The organism is Clostridium sp. UBA3061 (genome assembly GCF_002367465.1).
Classification (GTDB): domain Bacteria; phylum Bacillota; class Clostridia; order Clostridiales; family Clostridiaceae; genus Clostridium_J; species Clostridium_J sulfidigenes.
Window position 1 is genome coordinate 237,816 of the sequence record NZ_DFCF01000015.1, and the last position, 21,726, is coordinate 259,541.

Genomic DNA, 21,726 nt, shown 5'->3' on the forward strand with positions numbered 1-21,726 from the left:
GGAGGGAAATTTGAAAAAGGGTTATTTATATATAGTCTTAACAACAATTATTTTCAGTACATTGGAAATAGCACTTAAACTTGTCGTTGTAGCATTTAATCCAGTACAGATCACTTTTACTAGATTCTTTATTGGTGTTTATCTTTGGCCCCATTTGCTTTGAAGTCGCTTAGAAAGAAAGATATAACTATTAAAGGTGATTTAGGCTATTTTGCCTTTCTGGGATTTTTGGGTATTGTCATAAGTATGGGGTTATATCAATTAGCTGTACAGACTACGAAAGCAGCTGTAGTTGCCGTTTTATTTAGTTGCAATCCAGTTTTTGTTACAATTTTAGCTTTTTTCTTTGCTGGAGAAATGGTAAAAAGGAATAATATTATTGCACTGATTCTTGAAGTTATAGGAACTTTAATTATCATAAATCCGTTAAACACAAAACTTTGTGCATTTGGTATGCTTCTAACAATCGCATCAACACTAACTTTTGCTTTATACGGAGTTTTAGGAAAAAGAAAGTGTGAAAAATATGGAGGAATAACAGTTACTTGCTTTAGTTTTATATTTGGAAGTTTAGAGTTGCTAACATTAATTGCATTGAGTCACAATAACTATGTTTCTAGTTATCTTAGTTTAAAGGGCTTCTCCATATTCTGTGATATAACCTTATTTACAGGGTATTCAATAAGATTAATACCTATTTTACTTTATATATTTGTTGTTAATACAGGTATAGGGTATGCTTGTTACTTTAAATCTCTAGAAGAGACATCTGCACAAGCAACTTCATTAGTATTTTTCATAAAACCTATTTTAGCACCAATTCTTGCACTAATTTTATTACATGAGATTATACCATTTAATATGATTATTGGGATTATATTTATACTTATAGGGTCATTATCATCGGTTTTGCCTGGATTGTTAGACCAAAATATTATGTAATAGATTCATCAAAAAGCAAGAGTTATGGATCGCTTATAGAATGTATACTGCTGTGCAGTAAAAAAATGATGTTGTAGTATAATCTTTTCTAGAAATTCGGAAGTCAAAACTAATGTTAAGTGTATATTCGGTGGTTAATGGAATGACGTTGCTATTGAAGTGTATTATTGTTTAACAAAATTCATTATATAGTGATAAGCAAAAATTGTCTTAATATGTTTTTTGATGACGTATTAAAGGGATGATTAAAGTAAAAGCACATGAACAGATTAAAAATCTGATTATGTGCTCTTTTCATTTTCAAAAACTTTTTTAATAGTTTTCTAAAAAACAAAATAATCATCTCATGTTGAGTGTGTAGGTAAACTAGTGATATAAATAAAGGGTTTAAGATACTTTAATATAAATAGAAATATGATTTGTCATCAATTTGCTACCAAAAATTTTGTATTCGTGGCAAATTATTTTTTATAATTATACTTTCTAAAATATTAACAGTATCATTTTTCATTTTATTAGTTACATAAAAATTAGTATCTAAAAATAGAGCTACAGTTGATAAGATACTAGTTAGGGGTGAGTTAATTTTTATGAACTATGAGCCAAGCATTTAAGAATAATTAAAAAAATTTTAAGATCAAGAATAAGGTCATATGAGAGCACTGCTGTAAGGCGGTATTCTCATATGACAATGAAATATTAAATGTATATTTTATTTTGCTGGTTTTATAAGTACTTCTCCAGCACCAAATATAACAATTCTATATTTGGGAGTAAGAGGAATTAAATCATGTATTGGAGATTTAGGCTCTAAACGTAGAAATTGCAGTGAAGTAAGATTTTCATCCATAACTATTAAGTAAGAATTATCCTTTGATGAAATGTTTTGGATAGTATAAAGATTATCTTTTGTAGGAGCAAAGTCTGATAATGTGTAAATACCTTCTTTATAAGTAGTGTTGTCAGATGCAAGAGCTACAATAGAAGTACTAAGTATTAATGCAATCAAAATTACTAATGTGGTAGTAAATTTTTTCATATAATAGCCACCTTTCGATAATAGTTTATGTAGTCAAAAAATAATGTAAAATAAAAATTTTATAGTATTTGTAAAGGGAATACATATCAATAATATATATTTTATTTATTACTAATTTAAGATTAAATAGAAAAATATATATTAATCAACACCTTTAATGAATATTTCACCATCTCCAACTATAAAAATTTTATATTCTGATTTAAGAGGAATTAGATTATATCTTGACGATTTTGGAGTTAGGTATATAACTTGTAATAAGGTATCATTTTCACCCATAACTGCGAAGTAACAATTACCTTTTGATGAAATATTCTGAACGAAGTAAGAATTGTTTTTTGCAGGAACGAAGTCTGATAATTTATATGAGCCTTCTTTGAATAGATTTTGGGCAAATGCAGGAGTAGAAGCAGATGCACCAAACATTAGAGTTATCAAGATTAATAGCATAACAGTAAATTTTTTCATATAATGACCACCTTTCAACAATAGTTTATGTAGTTGAAAAGATAATATACAGATTTACGATTTAGGAAGTACGTTAGATAAAATTATCTTTGAAAATTGAATAGTACGGTGTTTAAAAAGTAGGTTATGATTATTTATATTTGTGTATAATTTATATTGAGTACCTACACTGATAATTATTAATTAGGTATAAGAATTACAAGTCTTTATATCCAGTATTTTATCAGTGGAGTTTCTTTTTTAAAAAGTTCATTTAGCTTTATAACAGGAATGTTATTTAAATAGCATTACAGGTGTATAGTTGTGTATATAATAATTTTAAAATGATAGAGAATAAAAATAAATTTTAATATTGAATTTGAATGTGATTAGAAATTAGAAGTTATATATTAGAATATCACAATAATGCTAAAGAAAGTTATACAATAATCCATGTATAAACCAGTTAAGATTAAAAATAATAATCTTTGCTGGTTTTTTATGTTGAAAAAATATTGGGGTTTTACGATTAATGTTGAAATATGGCATTTGAAATTCATTGATGAAACCTTTACGATTAGATAAAATAATAGACAAGTATATAACTATTAATTTACATATAGAATAAAAATATACTTATGAGTAAAATATTATTTGAAGGGAAGTACCTATAAAATGAAAAAGATAAATTTTCCACTACTTCTTGGAAGTATAATTGTAATATTTCTAGCAATTGTGGCCTTTTACCCAGAATTTTTCACATCAAAGGATCCTCTTTTTGAAGAAGCACCTAAGTATATAGAGTACAAAGAGGAAGGTGAGTGGGTGAAAAAGTTTGCTTACAACCCAATGCCGCCTAATAAGGATAATATTTTTGGAACAGATGATGCTGGAAGGGATGTATATTCAAGGCTTGTATATGGAACAAGAAATACATTAAAGTTAGCACTACTTATAGGTATATTTAGAATGATTTTAGCTCTTCCCCTTGGATTAGCTGCAGGAATGGGTATAAAGTTTATTTCAAATATAATAAAAATATTTAATACATTTTTTACTGCTATACCTATGCTTTTATTTAGCTTTGTAATTTTGAACATTGGATATTTCAGAAATCTACAAATGGATAAATCAATTTTTGCTTTTGCAATAGTACTTACCATTGTGGGATGGGCAAAGTTGGCTGGAATAATTGAAGATTCAACTAGGATGGTTATGGAAGAAGATTTTATTGAAGGTGAGATAGCTATAGGGAAGACAAAACTGCAAATAGCACGTCAAAATGTTTTACCTCACATATTACCAACTAGTATAAGCTTATTTTTTAAAGAAATGGGTATGGCGTTGTTTTTAATTGCTCAGTTAGCAGTTCTTGAAATTTTTGTTGGAGTAACAAGATCTATCAATGAACTAGCTTTTAAGGCAAATTATGCAATGAATTTAGAACCTGAATGGGGAGGTAGCCTTTCTAGAATTGCAGAAAATGTTGAAAAATACCAAGCAACATATTGGATGACCCTTTATCCTATATTGGTTTTTAGTATTGCAATCATTGGGATAAACCTTACAGGAGAAGGATTAAAAATAGAATTTCAAAAGAGAGATTCTAGAGTGATTAGTTCTATTAGAAAAATTGGTTATCTAATATCACCAAAAATGTTTATATCTCAAATTAAGGACATTAAGAAATACTACAAACCTGTAATTATCAAGAGTTTAATTATAATAGGAATTATTACATGGGCGATAATCCCTTGGCATCCAAGCCTTTATGAATTTGACATAGATCAAGCAAAATTACATCTTGAAGAACTTACAAAGGACAAATATGGAGGTAGGGTAGCTGGAACTGAAGGTGGATATTTAGCTGGAGAATATATAATTGATACTTTAAAATCCTATGGATATCAGGTGAATACCCTAGATATATCATTAATAGAAACTACAGATAAAATAAAAAATGAAAGTTTTGCACAAAAGCCTAAAACTTTGACTCCTGTGGTAATTGAATCAGGGTGTATAAAGCTTAAAGATGACAAAGGTGAGGATAAGACTTACTATCTTAATCAAGACTTTACAATTATATCTGTAAGTAAAAATATATTTAATGATACTCCAGAAGAAGAATTGCATTATAAAGGAGTTGCTGCAGAACCTGAAAATATAATTAATATACCAGAGGGTACAGAGTTTTTTTCAATTGAGAGAAATTTCAATGGTCTAGGAAATGAATCTCAGAATACTACTAATAATCCTAATAATAAAGCAGTTAGTGATATACAGTTTATATTATCAGAAGGCTACAATACAAACACCAACGTATACCTTTCTGAATCTACTATTATTGTTCCCTTTGATAATTTAAGGTTGGAGTTAGAAGCTGGTTACAGAGAAGTTGAAATAGACCTTGATTATCCAGAGATGCCTAAATATAATGGACGAAATATTACTGCGTTTTTACCTGGAAAAGACAAAACATATGAAGATCCAGGCGAATTAATATTAATAGGAGCAAGCTATGATGGTGTTCATATAAATGAAACTCAAAGTACACATGCAATGACAGCAACTCCTACTGCAATATCGCTGGAGGTAGCAAGGATGTTGTCTATTGCAAAGGAACCATTGGAAAAATCAATTCAATTTATATTCTGGGACAATGAATATGATTTTATGAAGTACTCAAATGTTGATGGTTCCTATGATTACAATATAACAAGAAATATACCTGTAAATATGGCAATATCACATAAGTACTATTATTTTGATATAAGCTATCCAGGTTATAGTAAGGATGAAAATTTAAATATTATTACTGCTAAAGCTCAGATAAGAGAGAAAAGTAATTATCTTATGGGGCTGGGAATGGAAAAGCGACTTAAACAAATGGATGTGAAATACCAAAGATTTCATAATGATTATACAACTACAAAAGCTATGAATAATTTGAGCTTAAATGCACTTTCAAGTGTGGCAATAGGGAATTCTTCCACAGAGGGAGTTAATAGTAGTATTGACATCTTAGAAAATGTAAATTATAAAAAAATGAAAGATATTGGACAAATTATATTAGATACCATGACAATGAATTCTTATATGATGGATTAGTAAGAAACCTTTGAAAAGGAGAAAAACCATGATAGAAGTAATAAATCTAACTAAACAATTTTTAATAAAAGACAAAATTTTTGGTGTGAATAAAGGGGTTGTACATGCAGTAAATGGTGTTAACTTTAAAATAGAAAAGGGAGAGACTTTGGGTCTTGTTGGAGAGTCAGGAAGTGGTAAATCAACCATAGGGAGATTGATGTTAAGACTCTTAGAACCAAGTGACGGAAAGATATTCTTAGAAGGAAGAGATATTAGTACCATTAGCAACAAAGAATTCCGAAAGCTAAGAAAGAATTTACAAATAGTTTTTCAAAATCCCTATTCTGCATTAGATTATAAAATGACTATTGAAGATATTTTGATTCAACCACTTCAAATACACAATATAGTTAAGCCATTAGAATACAAAAAAGAGGTGTTAAGATTACTTGAAATGGTAGGATTATCAGCACAGGATGCTAATAAGTTACCTCATGAATTTAGTGGAGGTCAGAGACAAAGAATTGCAATAGCCAAAGCTTTGGCAACAAGACCTAAGTTTGTAGTATGTGATGAATCTGTATCAGCTTTAGATGTATCTGTTCAATCACAGATACTCAATCTTATTATGGATCTTCAAGAAGAGTTTGGTTTATCATATTTATTTATATCCCATGATCTAAGTGTAATAAGGCACGTTAGTAACAAAGTAGCAGTGATGTATCTTGGAAAAATAGTAGAAAAAGGTAGTGTAGATGATATATTTGACTCTCCAAAGCACCCATATACTGAAGCATTAATGTCTGCTTCACCAGTACCAGAGCCTAGCAGAAGCATTGATAGAATAAAGCTTCAAGGTGAAATACCTAGTGCAATGAATATACCATCAGGATGTGCATTCCACAATAGATGTCCTAAAAGAGTGGCTAAATGTGAAACTGTTGAGCCAGAACTTATAGAACTTGATAATGGAAGGTTAGTTTCTTGCCATTTATATGAAGATGGGAGGAGTAAAAATGAAAGCTGAAATATTAAAGGTGGTAACTAAAAAAGTTCTTATGAATATATTAATACTCCTTGTAATTGTATTTCTTGTTATAGGTGTAACAGGAATACCATTAGATTTTGATATAGTTTCATACAATGGAAAACACACACCTAATATGAATATGGATGGAGTTATCGAAAACATAAGAAATAACTTTAAAATATTTTTGCGAGGTGAAGAATTTAATATTAAGGTTCAGGGAGAAACTATAGGACAACTATTACTTAAAACAGCAACTAAAAGCTTATTTATATTATTTTTTGGAACGCTTTTAGCAGTTGTTATTGGAATTCCTAAAGGAATTATAGATAGTAGAAAGAGGGAGAGGAGTGGAACAATAAAATTACTGCAATCTCTAATACCTCTTTCAATCCCAGATATATTAACAATAGTACTTGTACAGATGGGTGCTATATACTTATATAACAACGGAATTTCATTATTGGGTTTAGGGCCACTGCCAGCATTGGGAGATGAAGGATTTGTAAATGCAATTTACCCTATAATATCAATATCAATACTTCCAGCAGCATATATTGCAAGGATAACAGCTACTACAATAGAAGAAAATTTTGAAAAGCCATATATACTGGCAGCTAGGGGAAAGGGATGTTCTAGGGTTCAAATTATAAAAAACCACATGATGAAAAGCATAATCTATGGAGTGTTATCTGGATTTCCAACAGTTATGGGTATAATGTTTTCAAGTCTTATTATAGTAGAAAGATTATTTTACTTTAGAGGAATGGGATTTTATATGATACTTTTTTATACAACAGATTTGATTCCACCATATGAAGGTGGAATAGCCTTTACTACATTTATTTTATTTCTGGCGATTTTTTACTATTTTATTTTTCTGATTTTTAATGTGTTAAAAGATATTATAGTACCTAAGACAAAATTTCATTAAGGAGGGATAAGATGACATTACTTCAGGTTAAGAATTTAAAAACATATTTTTATTTGAATGGAAAGGAATATCCTGCAGTAGATGATATAAACTTTACCCTAGATGAAGGTAAAACAATGGCGATTATCGGAGAGTCTGGAAGTGGTAAAAGTGTGACTGCTTTATCTATCATGGGGTTAATTGATGCTCCAGGAAAAATAATTCATGGAGAAATACATTATAAAGGAGAAAATTTGCTTAAAAAGAGTGAAAAGGCAATGAGACAAATAAGGGGAAATGAAATATCTATGATATATCAGGATCCAATGACAACATTAAATCCTATGAATAAGGTAGGAGAACAGATTGCAGAAGCTCTCATAATTCATAAAAAAATTAGTAAGAAGGAAGCTCAAAAGGTTGTTATAGAGTTAATGAAAGCCGTTGGTATTACGGATGGAGAAGAAAGATATCATCAGCTCCCTAATCAGTTTAGTGGGGGAATGAGACAAAGACTTATGATAGCGATGGCAATAGCTTGTAATCCTAAAATATTAATAGCAGATGAACCTACAACGGCTTTGGATGTTACAATTCAAGCAGAAATTTTAGATCTATTACGTAAACTTAATAGTGAATACAATATGTCCATAATATTAAATACCCATGATTTGGGAGTAGTAGCAGAGATGGCAGATGAAGTAGTGGTAATGTATTGTGGAAAAGTTATGGAAATAGCACCAAATAAAGAACTATTTGAAGAGCCTATAAATCCATATACTAAAAAGCTTATGGAATGTATTCCAAGAATAGATGATAAAAAAAGGAGATTAGATACAATTGAAGGATATGTTCCACATCTATCACAATTATCAAAGGGATGTAGATTTTCAGATCGTTGTCATGAAGCCTGTGATAAATGCAGAAGTGAATTGCCAGATTTAAAAGAGGTTTTTAAAGGACATTGGTCTAGATGCTGGCTTCATGAAGATTAGTTTAGGGTGTTTTTAAATAAATCATCTGAAAAAATAACATTTTATATAAAAGAAAATTCATGTAAATATAAATATGATTTGCTACCATAATTTTAGTATTGGTAGCAAATTGTTTTTTTATTAAAATATTGACCAATATATATTATTGGTTTATGATATGGGCATAATATATAATTTTGAGGCACGAAATATTAATTTTATTTAAAGGGATGATAATATGTTGTCAAAAGAAATGGATGAATTGATTAAGCAACGACAAGGTCAAGTAAAAAAGGAAAATTCTCAGATTCCTTACGGTGTTGCATTGCTTTTAATTACATTAATAATGTGTGCTATACTTTGGAAAAGCAAGTTTAATTATGCTGTATGTTTAGGTGTAGGTATTATAATTGGTATTATTTTAAGATATTCGAGATTTTGTTTTACAGCAGCATTTAGAGATCCTTTTATTAGTGGAAATACAAGAGGGTTAAGAGGGATGATACTAGCTATGATTGTAAGTACTGTAGGTTTTGCTGTAATTCAATCTGGATATATTCATAATAAAGGTATTGATTACAATTTGATTCCAGGAGCAGTTAGTTCAGTAGGTATTCATGTAATGATTGGTGCTTTCATATTTGGTATTGGAATGGTTTTAGCTGGAGGCTGTGCTTCAGGTGTATTGATGAGAATAGGAGAAGGACATGCTTTACACTGGGTTGTCCTTATAGGATTCATAATTGGAACCTTACTAGGAGCTAAGGATTATTCTTTTTGGTATGAGCATTTTATTAAGGATGCTAAGACCATTTACTTTTTAGAGCATTTTGATTTGAAAATTGTTGTTTTAGTGCAGATAGTTGTATTAATAATTTTATATAAATTAGCATTAAGGTATGAAAATAGACATTTGAAATAATTGTAATGGAGGAGCTTATATGACAGTAAGAAAGGTAGATTGTTTAAGCGAATTATGTCCTATTCCTTTGCTAAGGGCAATGCAGGAGCTTAAAACAATGGAGCCAGGAGATATTTTAATTCTTAATTGCGATCATAGTTGTGTAGCAATTGATATAGAGAAGTGGGCACTAGAAAAGGAATATCCCATACAGCTTGTGGAATTAGGTAGAGGAGAGTGGGAAGTATATATTCAAAAGCCAAAAGGAAAATAGGGGAGAGATAAAATGAAGTCTATAATAAAATATCTTAAGAAACCTTGGCCTTATTGGGTAGGTGGAATTTTATTAGGAGTAATGAATGTAATTTTACTAGGTCTAATTGGTATAAGCTGGCAAATAACTAGTGGTTTTTTATTATGGGGTATTGGCATACTACAATGGTTTGGGTTAGACCCCTTTAAATGGGAGTATTTTAGTCATTTTCAATCTTACTACGGTCCTATAATTTCCAATGGAAACATATTTATTAATCAATATACAATTTTAAATATAGGTGTTATTTTAGGATCTTTAGTTGCAACGTTATTAGCTTCCCAATTTAAATGGAAGAAAATAAAGAGTAAAAAGCAGTTTATAATTGCTCTTTTAGGAGGAATTATGATGGGATATGGAACTAGGCTTGCCGTTGGTTGTAACATTGGTGCTTTTTTCAGCGGTATACCGTCTTTTTCCTTACACGCTTGGGTTTTTGGTATTTTTGTAATGTTGGGTACATGGGTAGGAGTTAAGATTTTAGTTAAATTCTTTATATAAAAATGGAAAAGAGGACATGTGTCCTCTTTCTTTAACAAAAACCTCTTTTATTAGAAATTATAAAATCTACAAACATTTGCTCGTGCTTTGTAAGTGTATATTTTTTTCTTGAAGCTATATAATAACTGAAAGAAATTTTAAAATCCTCTACTTCAACGATTTGAATAGACTGTTTTTTTAGTTCTTGAGCAACTGTTAATTTTGGTAAAAAAGAAAAACCTTTTCCCGAAAGAATAGAAGACTTAATAGATTCGGGAGAATTTAAATCATAAATCACATTTAACTCTTCTACAGTTACATTTTTTTCTTTTAATGATTTTTCAATTACATATCTAGTTCCAGAATTTTGTTCTCGTAAAATTAGTGGAATATGTTTTAATTCTTCCATAGAAATTCTTTTAGGTGAATTATCACTATTTCCTACTAGCAAAAGCTCATCCGAAATAATAGGTTGAGTAGAAATATCATTTAACATTGGATCATGCTGAATGATTCCAATATTAATATCGTGTTCTTGTAGTTTTTGAATAACTTCCCTTGAATTTATTACCTCCATACGAATGTCAACTTCTTCATGGAGATGTTTAAAGGTAAAAATACTACAAGGAAGAGCATATTCACCCACACTTTTGCAAGCACCAATCATTAACTTTGGTTGCTCTTGATGCAAGTTAATCAAATCTCTTTTAATATTTCCTTGAATAGAAAGTAAAGTATCTGCATAGTTAAATACTACTTTTCCTTCTTCTGTTAATTCTACACCTTTATTACTTCGATTTAAAAGATTTACACCTAATTCATTTTCTAAGCTCTTAAGCTGACCACTGAGACCAGGTTGGGTAAGGTGAAGAATTTGTGCTGCTTTTGAGATACTATTATATTTCACTGTTATATAAAATGATTCAAGATATTCAAGATTCATATAGTCACATCCTAAAAATAATTATACATATATTCTATTTTACTAGTATATTACACAGAAATAAATATATTTATTTTTATTAGGCATATTTTAAAATTGGTTAAAGGGAAGTGTTATGGTATATAACATTTAGTTTCTATGGAAAAAGAATAATATGTAATAGAATTTTATTATAAAGATAACAAGTCATGATGTAAACGAAAACACAACCACTTTGCACCAAATATTGTTAAAAAAATCACACTGAATTTTAAATTAAAAGTATAAGGAGGAAAAAAATGAAAAAGACTGAACAAATTTTAGGATTTATAGGAATTTTACTAGTATTACTTTTAGGAAAGACATTATTAAAAACTGACATGCTATTTTTTAGACTTTTAGTGGGTGTGGGATTAGGTTATGCTTTATCTAGGGCTTATACAGGATTTGCAGGTAGTGTTAATCGTGCATTTAACACAGGATCAACAAAATTAATGAGGACACTAATGTTCTTGTTCTTTATCTCATCTTTATTGACTACTGCATTTTTATTCAAGGCAGATCCAGCTAGTTACGATCTGTGGATAAACCCAATTAACTTTGGTCTTATATTAGGGGCAATACTATTTGGGTTTGGTATGTCATTTTCATCATGTTGTGCATCAGGAGTACTTACGGACTTAATAACAGGTCTTCCTAGAGCGTTTATTACATTAATCTTCTTTGGGTTAGGAGTATTCTTAGGATTCCCTATACAAAATACTGTAGGATGGGTTAAGAACTCTTGGTTTTCAACTCCAGTAGGTGAAAAGTTGGCAGGAGGTGTATTCCTACCAGATCTATTTAAATGGGATGGTCTTGAAGGATATCTAGGTGCCTTAGTATTAATGGCATTATTTTGTGGAGTAGTTGTATTTATATCATACCGTTACGAGAGAAGTCGTAAGCAAAATAATACTTATACTGGTCACTCAATGGAAAAGGTACAGGATGAAAATGAAGTGTTAGACACTAAGAATTACAAGCTTTTAAGTGAAACAACATACAACAGATTATTTGTAAAACCTTGGACATTAGTGCAAGGGGCTGTAGTTATAGGTATATTATTTGCTTTGTTAATGGGAATTACTAAGGCTGGATGGGGCGCATCTACTCCTTATGGAATATGGTTTGGTAAATTCTTGATGATATTTGGAATTTCACCAGAATCTTTGGCAGCCTTTACTCAAATGCCAGCAAAGGCGTATCTTGTTCCATTCTTTGAACATGCTGTTTCAGTGCAAAACTTTGGAATACTCATTGGAACTAGTATATACTTGTTAACTGCTGGTAAGTTTAAGAAAACATTTATGTCAGAGATGCACATTACAGTAAGAGAAGTATTACTATATGCACTAGGCGGAATTACTATGGGATTAGGTACTAGACTTGCTAATGGATGTAATGTAGGAGCATTATATACTCCAATTGCAAATTTCTCACTTTCCGGTTGGATTTTCTTAATTTTCATGGTAGTTGGTGGTATTGTAGGAAATACACTAGCTAAAAGACTATTTAAGCAACATTAAAAGGAGGTATCATTGTTATGGGTAAAAGAATTTTAATTATTGGAGGAGTTGCTGGAGGAGCTTCAGTTGCAGCAAGAGCACGTAGAATTGATGAAAAAGCAGAAATAATTATGTTTGAGAAGGGACCTCATGTATCTTTTTCTAACTGCGCTTTACCATTTCATTTAAGTGGCATGGTGGAAAATGGTGACGATTTAGTTTTAATGTGTCCAACACAGTTCAAAAATCAATATAATATTGAAGCTAGAGTTAATAGTGAAGTTATAAAAATTATAAGAGATGATAAAAAAGTAGTAGTTAAGAACCTTCTTACAGGAGAAGAATATGAAGAGTCCTATGACAAATTAGTTTTATCTCCAGGGGCTAATCCAATATTGCCAAGAAGTATTGAAGGAGTAACAGGTTCCAATGTATTTACAGTAAGAAATGTAGTTGATATAAAGAAATTAAAGAATTATATTGATAGTAACAATATTAAGGATATTGCTGTTGTTGGTGGTGGTTTTATAGGGGTTGAAGTAGCGGAAAACCTATGTTTAGCAGATAAGAATGTAAGTCTTATAGAAGCACTTGATCAAATAATGAGTCCTTTTGACTATGATATGGCCCAAATACTTCACAAGGAAATGATGGATAAGGGAGTAAACCTTATATTAAGTGATGGAGTTAAGAAGATAGATGAAGACTTTGTAGAATTACAATCAGGTAAAAAGGTGGCTGCAAAAGTTGTAGTAATGGCAATTGGTGTTAGTCCGGAAACAGGATTAGCTAAGGATGCAGGACTTGAAATTGGAGTAACTGGAGGCATTAAAGTTGATCATAACTATTTGACTAATGACAAAGATATATATGCTGTAGGTGATGCTATAGAAGTTTATAATCGCTTAACACATAAAACTTCGAGGCTGGCTTTAGCAGGACCAGCTCAAAGACAGGCTAGGGCAGCAGCTGATAATATGTATAATATTCATCACAATAATAATGGAGTTATAGGATCATCTGTAGTTCAAGTATTTGATCTAGGAGCAGCTTCTACAGGATTAAATGAAAAAGCTGCTAAAGCAGCAGGTATTTCTTATGATTTTGTATACATTATTCCAGGAGATAAAGTTGGCTTAATGCCAGATAGTAATCCAATGCATTTCAAATTAATATATGAATATCCAACGGGAAGAATTCTTGGAGCACAGGCTATAGGAAAAGGAAATGTAGATAAGAGAATAGATGTAATTGCAACAATGATAACAATGGGTGGAACCTTAGAGAATTTAAAGGAATTAGAGTTATGTTATGCTCCTTTATTTGGAACAGCAAAAGATGTAGTTAATTTTGCAGCTTTAGTAGGACTAAATTTATTATATGGTAAGTTTAGACAAGTACCAGTAACAATAGTTAGGGAGTTAGTAGAAAAGGATGAATTTATTGTAGATGTAAGAGAGAAGCATGAATATGAACAAGGACATCTTAAGAATTCAGTAAATATTCCATTAAGTGAAATTAGAGAAAGAATGTCTGAAATTCCAAAGGATAAACCGGTATATTTACATTGTCGTTCAAGTCAAAGAAGTTATAATGCAGTAATGGCACTACAAAATAGTGGATATGATAATGTAATCAATATATCTGGTTCTTATCTAGGTATTTGTTGCTACGAATATTATCAAGATCAAGTAACAGGAAGAGCAAAGATAGTTACAGAATATAATTTTAATTAAGGATTGAATTTTATGAAGAAAAAGTTGAACAGAATAGACATATTAGCCTTAGCATTAGGATCTATTATTGGATGGGGTTCATTTACCTTGCCAGGTTCAAAGTTTCTCCATGAAAGTGGTATTATTAGCACGGCCATCGGTTTCATACTTGGTGGTCTTGCTATTGTTTTTATACAAAAGGGTTATCACATAATGATGGAGAAGCATAATGAAGATGGGGGAGAATTCTCTTATACTTACAATAACTTAGGAAAGGGAAATGGATTTATAGTAGGCTGGTCCTTGACATTGTGTTATATAAGTATGGTTCCACTTAATGCCACAGCCTTTGTATTGGTGCTTAAAAGATTATTTGGTTCAGCAGTGGATTTTATATATCTATATCAAGTAGCAGGTTATCCAGTATACTTGTCAGAGGTTATCATTGCCAGCTTGATAATTCTTGTATTTGCTTATATTAATATCAAAGGATTGAAATTGAGTTCCATGGTACAGAACATCTTAATTTTATTAATGGTGGTAAATGTAATTATAGTGTTTGCTTTCATGTTTATGAAGGTAGACCACAGCTTGATTAGGGATACCTATATTAATAACTATAAGTTTAATATTACTGAAGTAGTAAAAGTTTTTGCTATAGTACCATTCTTGTTTGTTGGCTTTGATGTAATACCGCAAGTATCCACAGATTTGAATTTTGAAGCACCAAAAGCTACAAGAATGGCATTACTAGCAATATTTGCTGGAGTACTTTTTTATAACCTATTAAATATTACAACAGGTCTAGTTTATACTCCAGAGAAAGCTTTATTGGAGCAGTGGGCTTTAGGGTCTGCAGTACTTGATAATATGGGATATATAGGCTTTATTCTACTAATAATATCCCTAGCTGGTGCAGTAGCAGGGGGGATAAATGGGTTTATGTTAGGGAGTAGCAAGTTAATTGGAGCTTTGTCGAGATATAAACTTATCCCAGCAAAGTACAAAGAGAAAAATAAAAATGGTGTTTTCGAAAATGGAGTTAAATTTATAGCCGTAGTCAGTTTAATAGCGCCATGGTTTGGTAGAGAAGTTATTATCTATATTGTAGATATGTCATCCTTACTAGCAGCAGTAGCATATTTTTATGTATGTTATATTGGGTTTAAAAACTCAATAGGAGTTGACAAATATTTTTCAGCATTGGGGGCTTTTATAGGGCTAGTATTCATAGGATTATTGATAATACCAGGTTCTCCTGCAAGATTAAGTAGACCTTCTATGGTATTGGTGATTTTATGGGCAGTGTTAGGATATTTTTACTATAAGAAGTATTCAAAGACAATGAAATCAATTGATAATCACATATAAGTTTAAAAATAATTTCAAAAGTAAGTTATTCTTGAGAAATATGTTCATTTTAAAATATCATAGGAAAGTTAAATAAATTGGTGTTAGTATATTATAAAATATTATATAAGGCAGCCTGAAAAATAGTTTCAGGTTGCCTTTTTATAGTTTAACAATATAAATCATAAGATATAAATAATCCTCAACATGTTAATAAATTGGTAATCATATAAATCATCCAGCATATAAATATAAAAAACATTGGAGGAATTAATAATGATAGATAGATATAATAAAACACCGTTATATATACAAGTAAAAGAAGAAATAACCAAGGCAATTATAAGTGGTAGATGGGAGGTTAATTCTCGAATTCCAACTGAAAGGGAACTGATGGAGAACTATGAAGTAGGTAGAGCTACAATAAGACAAGCTATAGACTTATTAGTTAGTCAAGGGTATCTGTATAAGAAACAAGGAATTGGTACCTTTGTTTTAAGAGATAAGCCTTCTTTGGGATTTGAGCCACTTATTAGTTTAACTTTTACATTAAGAACTAAGGGAATAAAGATTAGCAACAAAATACTAGATGAGAATTTTTTTATCCCAGGCGAGGAATTAACAAATAAGATGAGATGGAAAATGAATCAAAAGTGCCTTTATGTAAAAAGGTTAAGAACTGTTGAAGAAATCCCGGTAGCCATTGAGAATTCATATTTTTCACAGCGGTTTTTTAATGATAATAGTAAATTTGATTTTAATAAATCCTTGGCAAGTATGATTATAAATGATTTAAAGGTAGACATATCAAAGGTAGATCAGACGATAACTATTAGAATTCCTAATAGCGAAGAAAAAAGTCTGTTAGAAATAGATGAAACTACAAGAGTATTAGTTATGGAAAGATGGATATATGAAGAAAATAATGAAGAACCATTCTATTATTTAAATTTTATAGTTCCAGAAAATTTATACTATGTACCTATGATAAATTATTAAAAATAAGTATTTATTTTATAGTTAAATCATAGTATATACAGAGAAGTTAAGATGTCCGAACATCCTAAGGAAGGGATATGTAATGATAAAAAAATATGAAAAGGTTCAAAAACTTATACAAAAAGAGGTTTATAAAGAGATTTACTGCAGGGAATGGAACTCTTCCATTATTTTAGAAGGGCAGGTAGAGAGTTGGGATATGGTTATTAAAGCTGGTAAACTTGCATCTAAAAGAGGATACAAGGGTGTAGTAAACCAAATAACTGTGAAAGGTTTAAAAATACCTATAATTAAAGCACCGATTATAAGAGATTCAAATTTAAATGGGAAAAGGGTAGATGTACTCATTATTGGAGGAGGAGTTATAGGATGTGCTATTGCTAGAGAGCTTGCAAAGTGGGAAATGTCTATTTTATTGCTTGAAAAAGAATCAGATTTGGCAATGCACACATCATCAAGAAATGATGGGATGATACATCCAGGTATAGAAGCTCCTATAGGAAGTAAAAAGTCCATATTTAATGTTAGAGGTAATGAGCTTTATTCAAAGATTACAAAAGAGCTAGGGGTACCTTTTGAAAGATGTGGCTCTACAGTGCTTTTTGATAGAGGATTTATAAGGTTAGCTAAACCTTACCTTATGAGTAGAGCACGGAAGGCTGGAGTAAAGGATGTAGTTATTTTAAATAAGGCACAGGTAAAAAAAATAGAACCAAATGTGACGGAGAATATAGTTGGGGCAGTTCATTTTGGAACAACAGGTATATTATCTCCTTATAGGATGACCTATGCTTTTGCAGAAAATGCAGCTATGAATGGAGTCGATTTTTCCTTAGATACCTTAGTAGAATCATTCCTTATGGATGGAAATGAGATTATTGGAGTAAATACAAATAGAGGATTAATATATCCTAAGGTAATTATAAATGCAGCTGGAATCTTTGCTGATAAAATTGCTAATATGGCACATGATCAGTTTTTCACAATACATCCAAGAAAAGGAGAGACGCTAATACTAGATAGAAAGAAAGGTTCTTTAATTAATGGAGTGGTAGCTAAGCCAAGCTTAAACCTGACTAAAGGAAATACCAAAGGTGGAGGTATTATAAAAACAATAGATGGAAATATTTTGGTAGGGCCTGATGCTTATGAACAACCCTTTAGAGAAGATTATTCTACAAATTCAACAAATATAGAGAATATATTAAGAAAGCATTTACCTGTAGTACCTAAATTATCTAATGGTGATGTAATAACATATTATGCGGGAATAAGAGCCGCTACTTATGAAGAAGATTTTATCATTGAACGATCTGAATGTGTTGATAATTTAATTTATGCAGCAGGTATCCAATCACCAGGTCTTGCATCTGCACCAGCTATAGCAGAGGAAATTGAGAAGATAACCTGTAGATTACTAGCTGAAAAAATACAGTTAAAGAAAAAAGATTATTGGAATCCAATAAGAAAAGCAATACCAGAAGTAAGAAATATGTCCTTTGAGGAAAAGGCTAAGCTAATAAAAGAGAAACCAGAATATGGTGAAATAATTTGTAGATGCGAGGAAATAAGCAAAGGTGAAGTTCAGGATGCTTTAAGAAGTCCAATAAAAGTGGATACAGTAGATGCTATTAAAAGAAGAGTTAAGGCTGGAGCAGGTAGGTGTCAAGGAGGATTTTGTTTACCACAGGTATTAAAGATTATTAATGAGGAATATGGTAAAAGTTTTGATGAAATAACTAAGAAAGGTAAATATTCTAACATTCTTATAGAAAAAGTACAAAGTAAATATAATAATCTTACAATAAATGATAATGAGGTGAAATTAAATGAAAGACAATAAATTTCACTTTGATGTAATAGTTATAGGTGGAGGTCCAGCGGGGCTTGCAGCAGCATTAGCATCTAATGAGAAGGGAAGTAAAACATTAATTGTTGAAAGAGAAAAAAAATTAGGTGGAATATTAAAACAATGTATTCATGATGGATTTGGATTAATTACCTTCAATGAGACACTTAGTGGACCAGAATATGCCGATAGATATATGAGAAAGATTATGGGAAAAGATATATCAATATATACATCAACATTTGTAAGTAAAGTAGAAAAGGTAGGAGATAGTTTTATATTAACCTTAATAAATTCAAGAGAAGATGTTTTTCAGGTTAGCTCTAAGGCGTTAGTTTTAGCCAATGGGTGTAGAGAGAGAACGTCTAGACAAGTTTTTATAAATGGAGATAGACCTGCTGGCATATATTCAGCAGGAACAGCACAATATTTAACAAATATCATGGGTTATCTACCTTGTAAAAACTGTGTGATTTTAGGAAGTGGAGATATTGGATTAATTATGGCTAGAAGGTTAACCTTGGAAGGTGCAAAGGTTATAGGTGTGTATGAAATGAAAAGTACTCCTTCAGGATTAAGCCGAAATATTATGCAATGCTTAGAAGATTATAATATTCCATTACATTTATCCCATACAGTAACTAGGGTAATAGGGGAGAGCAAAGTTTCAGCAGTTGAAACATGTAGAGTTGACGAAAATATGAAGCTCATTGATGGAACAGAAGAGATAATTAAGTGTGATGGATTAATATTATCAGTAGGATTAATACCAGAAAATGAGGTAGCAGAAAGTTTGAATATAGAAATTGATCCATTAACCAAAGGACCAAAGGTAGATCATAACTTTAGGACAAGTGTAAATGGGGTATTTTCCTGTGGAAATTCTCTTCATGTTAATGATTTAGTAGATTATGTATCAGAAAGTGGGAAATATGCTGGAGAACAGGCAGCAACTTATGAAGAAAATAGTTATAGAAAATTAGTGGATATAACCTTTGATAAAAAAGAATTTCTATATGTAGTACCACAAAGCATAGATTTAAATTCTATAGATAAAGATATAACAATTTACTTTAGAAGTAAAGATGTAATAGAAGATGTAAAAGTGGAATTTTACTTAGGTAACAAGGTAGTATTTATGAAAAAGTATAATATAATAAAACCTCCGGAGATGGAAAAAATAATTTTAAACTTAAAATCATTTTCTGTAAAAAATATGGATAATCTAAATTTGGTTATGAGTAAAATTAAAGAAGGTGTATAAGGTGGAGTTAAAAAAAATCACCTGTATAGTGTGTCCTAATGGTTGCAAACTTACTATAATTGAAAAAAATGAAGAACTATTAGTGGAAGGTAATAAGTGCAAAAGAGGCATAGAATTTGGAATTAATGAGATAAAAAATCCATTAAGAAGTATTGCTTCAACAGTAAATACTATATATAAGGAAATGCCAAGACTACCGGTGAGAACTGACGGACTGATTCCAAAGAGTAAAATATTTAATGTAATGAGAGAAATAAGTAAAGTAGTAATAACAAATCATGTTGATATAAATGAAGTAATAATTGAAAATGTATTAAACACTGGAGTTAATATAATTTCAACCTCAAGTTTGATTGAGATATTAAAGGAGGAGTATCCGAATGGAGGATAAATATGTTCTCTCCATAGATTGTGGGACACAAAGTGTAAGAGCGTTGATATTTAATGGATTAGGTACATTAGTAGCTAAAGAGAAGCTAGATTTTCAACCATACTTTTCAAATAGACCAGGATGGGCAGAACAAGATCCAGAGATTTGGTGGCAAGGTGTATGTCATGTATGTACAGCACTAAAAGAGAATAATTCTGCTTTTTTCAATGAAATACTTGCAGTATCAGTAACAACACAAAGAGATACAGGTATAAATGTAGATAAAAATGGGGAAGCATTAAGACCTGCAATAATATGGTTAGATCAGAGGATGGCAGAGTGTAAAAAACCTATAAGTAAAAAATATGATTTTCTCTTTAGGTTAATTGGAATGAAAAAAGCCATAGAGGTTTCAAGGAAAAAATGTAAAGCAAATTGGATAATGGAAAATCAGCCGGAAATATGGAGAAACACTTATAAGTATTTATTACTTTCAGGATATTTAAATTTTAAATTAACAGGAAATTTTGTAGATTCTATAGCATCTCAGATTGGACATATACCTTTTAATTTTAAAAAGAAAGATTGGCCAAAAGGAAATAAAGATTATAGATGGGAAATTTCGGGAGTTGAAAGAGAAAAACTACCTCAGCTTGTAGAGGTGGGAGAAAGAATTGGGGAAATAAGTTCAGAAGTTGCAAAGGTTACAGGGTTAAAGATTGGAATACCTGTTATTGCAGCAGGATCAGATAAAGGTTGTGAAACCTTAGGTACAGGTTGTAAGAATGAAAAATGGGTAAATTTAAGTTTTGGAACAACAGCTACAGTTCAGACTATGTCAAAAAAATATATAGAGCCTTTAATGTTTATGCCAGCTTATCCAGCTTGCATCCCAGGATATTATAATCCGGAATTTGAAATTTTTAGGGGGTATTGGATGATTAGTTGGTTTAAGAGAGAATTTGCTAGAAAGGAAGCTATGGAAGCAGAAGAAAGAGGCATTTCTTATGAAGAAATATTAAATGAAAGATTAAAGGATGTTCCACCGGGATGCCATGGGTTAATGCTTCAACCATATTGGGGACCAGGTTTAAAATATCCTGAGGCAAAGGGAGCAATTATAGGTTTTGGAGATGTTCATACAAGAAGCCATATTTATCGAGCTATTATTGAAGGAATAAATTATGGATTATTAGATGGAATAGAAAAAATAGAAAGAAAAACTAAGGAAAAAGTGAAGTATGTAATGGTTTCAGGAGGCGGCTCTCAAAGTGATACTATTTGTCAAATAACTGCCAGTATGTTAAATAGAAAGGTTTATAAAACTACGACCCATGAGACGTCAGGATTAGGAGCAGCTATTATAACTTTTGTAGCTTTAGGAATATATGTAACTTACAATGAAGCTATTGAGAAAATGGTTCATTATAAAAAAATATTTACTCCAGAAAAAGAATATACAGAAATATATTCAAAACTTTTTAAAAAAGTTTACAAGAGAATATATAGAAGACTTAAATCACTATATTCAGATATTGGAAAGATAACAAATTATCCAGATATTTAATTGTAATGGGGGAATTA

General features: G+C 30.7%; 19 protein-coding genes. 16 read left to right on the forward strand and 3 right to left on the reverse strand.

Annotated features, from left to right (window positions below):
- The first annotated feature begins 144 nt into the window (after positions 1-144).
- Positions 145-942: a DMT family transporter gene (locus B2P65_RS15145; protein ID WP_346880450.1), complete on the forward strand. Its 798-nt coding sequence runs from the start codon at positions 145-147 to the stop codon at positions 940-942.
- Between the two features lie 712 nt (positions 943-1,654).
- On the opposite strand, the gene B2P65_RS15150 is transcribed toward B2P65_RS15145, so the two are convergent.
- The gene (locus B2P65_RS15150; RefSeq protein ID WP_346876633.1) at positions 1,655-1,981 is read right to left on the reverse strand and encodes a hypothetical protein; all 327 of its coding nucleotides are present in this window, start codon (positions 1,979-1,981) and stop codon (positions 1,655-1,657) included.
- 141 nt (positions 1,982-2,122) lie between these two features.
- A complete protein-coding gene (locus tag B2P65_RS15155) occupies positions 2,123-2,449 on the reverse strand; it encodes a hypothetical protein (RefSeq protein WP_346876632.1) in 327 nt (108 codons plus the stop codon).
- A gap of 654 nt (positions 2,450-3,103) precedes the next feature.
- Between B2P65_RS15155 and B2P65_RS15160 the strand changes: the two genes are divergently transcribed.
- The 7 genes from B2P65_RS15160 to B2P65_RS15190 all read left to right on the forward strand — a co-directional run bounded on the left by B2P65_RS15160 (position 3,104) and on the right by B2P65_RS15190 (position 10,147).
- Positions 3,104-5,536, forward strand: coding sequence for an ABC transporter permease subunit (locus B2P65_RS15160; RefSeq protein ID WP_346876630.1), 2,433 nt, complete (start codon positions 3,104-3,106; stop codon positions 5,534-5,536).
- A gap of 28 nt (positions 5,537-5,564) precedes the next feature.
- On the forward strand, positions 5,565-6,545 hold the full coding sequence (locus tag B2P65_RS15165; protein WP_346847657.1) for an oligopeptide/dipeptide ABC transporter ATP-binding protein: 981 nt from the start codon (positions 5,565-5,567) through the stop codon (positions 6,543-6,545).
- Positions 6,535-7,479, forward strand: coding sequence for an ABC transporter permease subunit (locus B2P65_RS15170; protein WP_346880451.1), 945 nt, complete (start codon positions 6,535-6,537; stop codon positions 7,477-7,479). The genes B2P65_RS15165 and B2P65_RS15170 overlap by 11 nt, the downstream gene beginning before the upstream one ends.
- 11 nt (positions 7,480-7,490) lie before the next feature.
- Positions 7,491-8,453, forward strand: a complete 963-nt coding sequence (locus B2P65_RS15175) for an ABC transporter ATP-binding protein (RefSeq protein WP_346847655.1) — start codon at positions 7,491-7,493, stop codon at positions 8,451-8,453.
- A 220-nt stretch (positions 8,454-8,673) separates the two neighbouring features.
- The gene (locus B2P65_RS15180; protein ID WP_346847813.1) at positions 8,674-9,354 is read left to right on the forward strand and encodes a YeeE/YedE thiosulfate transporter family protein; all 681 of its coding nucleotides are present in this window, start codon (positions 8,674-8,676) and stop codon (positions 9,352-9,354) included.
- Positions 9,355-9,373: 19 nt separating this feature from the next.
- Positions 9,374-9,607 (forward strand): sulfurtransferase TusA family protein, encoded by a 234-nt coding sequence (locus tag B2P65_RS15185; RefSeq protein ID WP_035132122.1) that lies wholly within the window; start codon positions 9,374-9,376, stop codon positions 9,605-9,607.
- Positions 9,608-9,619: 12 nt separating this feature from the next.
- On the forward strand, positions 9,620-10,147 hold the full coding sequence (locus B2P65_RS15190; protein WP_150841602.1) for a YeeE/YedE thiosulfate transporter family protein: 528 nt from the start codon (positions 9,620-9,622) through the stop codon (positions 10,145-10,147).
- A 31-nt stretch (positions 10,148-10,178) separates the two neighbouring features.
- On the opposite strand, the gene B2P65_RS15195 is transcribed toward B2P65_RS15190, so the two are convergent.
- Positions 10,179-11,069 carry a LysR family transcriptional regulator gene (locus B2P65_RS15195; protein WP_035132118.1) on the reverse strand — a complete coding sequence of 297 codons (891 nt, stop codon included), beginning with the start codon at positions 11,067-11,069 and terminating at the stop codon, positions 10,179-10,181.
- A gap of 278 nt (positions 11,070-11,347) precedes the next feature.
- Between B2P65_RS15195 and B2P65_RS15200 the strand changes: the two genes are divergently transcribed.
- The 8 genes from B2P65_RS15200 to B2P65_RS15235 all read left to right on the forward strand — a co-directional run bounded on the left by B2P65_RS15200 (position 11,348) and on the right by B2P65_RS15235 (position 21,709).
- Positions 11,348-12,616 carry a YeeE/YedE family protein gene (locus B2P65_RS15200; protein WP_346847654.1) on the forward strand — a complete coding sequence of 423 codons (1,269 nt, stop codon included), beginning with the start codon at positions 11,348-11,350 and terminating at the stop codon, positions 12,614-12,616.
- 17 nt (positions 12,617-12,633) lie between these two features.
- Positions 12,634-14,331, forward strand: coding sequence for an FAD-dependent oxidoreductase (locus tag B2P65_RS15205; RefSeq protein WP_346847653.1), 1,698 nt, complete (start codon positions 12,634-12,636; stop codon positions 14,329-14,331).
- Between the two features lie 12 nt (positions 14,332-14,343).
- Positions 14,344-15,681 (forward strand): APC family permease, encoded by a 1,338-nt coding sequence (locus B2P65_RS15210; protein ID WP_346847652.1) that lies wholly within the window; start codon positions 14,344-14,346, stop codon positions 15,679-15,681.
- Between the two features lie 255 nt (positions 15,682-15,936).
- The gene (locus B2P65_RS15215) at positions 15,937-16,659 is read left to right on the forward strand and encodes a GntR family transcriptional regulator (protein WP_346880452.1); all 723 of its coding nucleotides are present in this window, start codon (positions 15,937-15,939) and stop codon (positions 16,657-16,659) included.
- Positions 16,660-16,741: 82 nt separating this feature from the next.
- Positions 16,742-18,502: an NAD(P)/FAD-dependent oxidoreductase gene (locus B2P65_RS15220; RefSeq protein WP_346880453.1), complete on the forward strand. Its 1,761-nt coding sequence runs from the start codon at positions 16,742-16,744 to the stop codon at positions 18,500-18,502.
- Positions 18,489-19,772 (forward strand): NAD(P)/FAD-dependent oxidoreductase, encoded by a 1,284-nt coding sequence (locus B2P65_RS15225; RefSeq protein WP_346878172.1) that lies wholly within the window; start codon positions 18,489-18,491, stop codon positions 19,770-19,772. Before B2P65_RS15220 ends, B2P65_RS15225 begins: the two co-directional genes overlap by 14 nt.
- Position 19,773: 1 nt before the next feature.
- Positions 19,774-20,163, forward strand: a complete 390-nt coding sequence (locus B2P65_RS15230) for a DUF1667 domain-containing protein (protein WP_343826045.1) — start codon at positions 19,774-19,776, stop codon at positions 20,161-20,163.
- Positions 20,153-21,709 (forward strand): FGGY-family carbohydrate kinase, encoded by a 1,557-nt coding sequence (locus tag B2P65_RS15235; RefSeq protein ID WP_346880454.1) that lies wholly within the window; start codon positions 20,153-20,155, stop codon positions 21,707-21,709. Before B2P65_RS15230 ends, B2P65_RS15235 begins: the two co-directional genes overlap by 11 nt.
- The last annotated feature ends 17 nt before the right edge of the window (positions 21,710-21,726 follow it).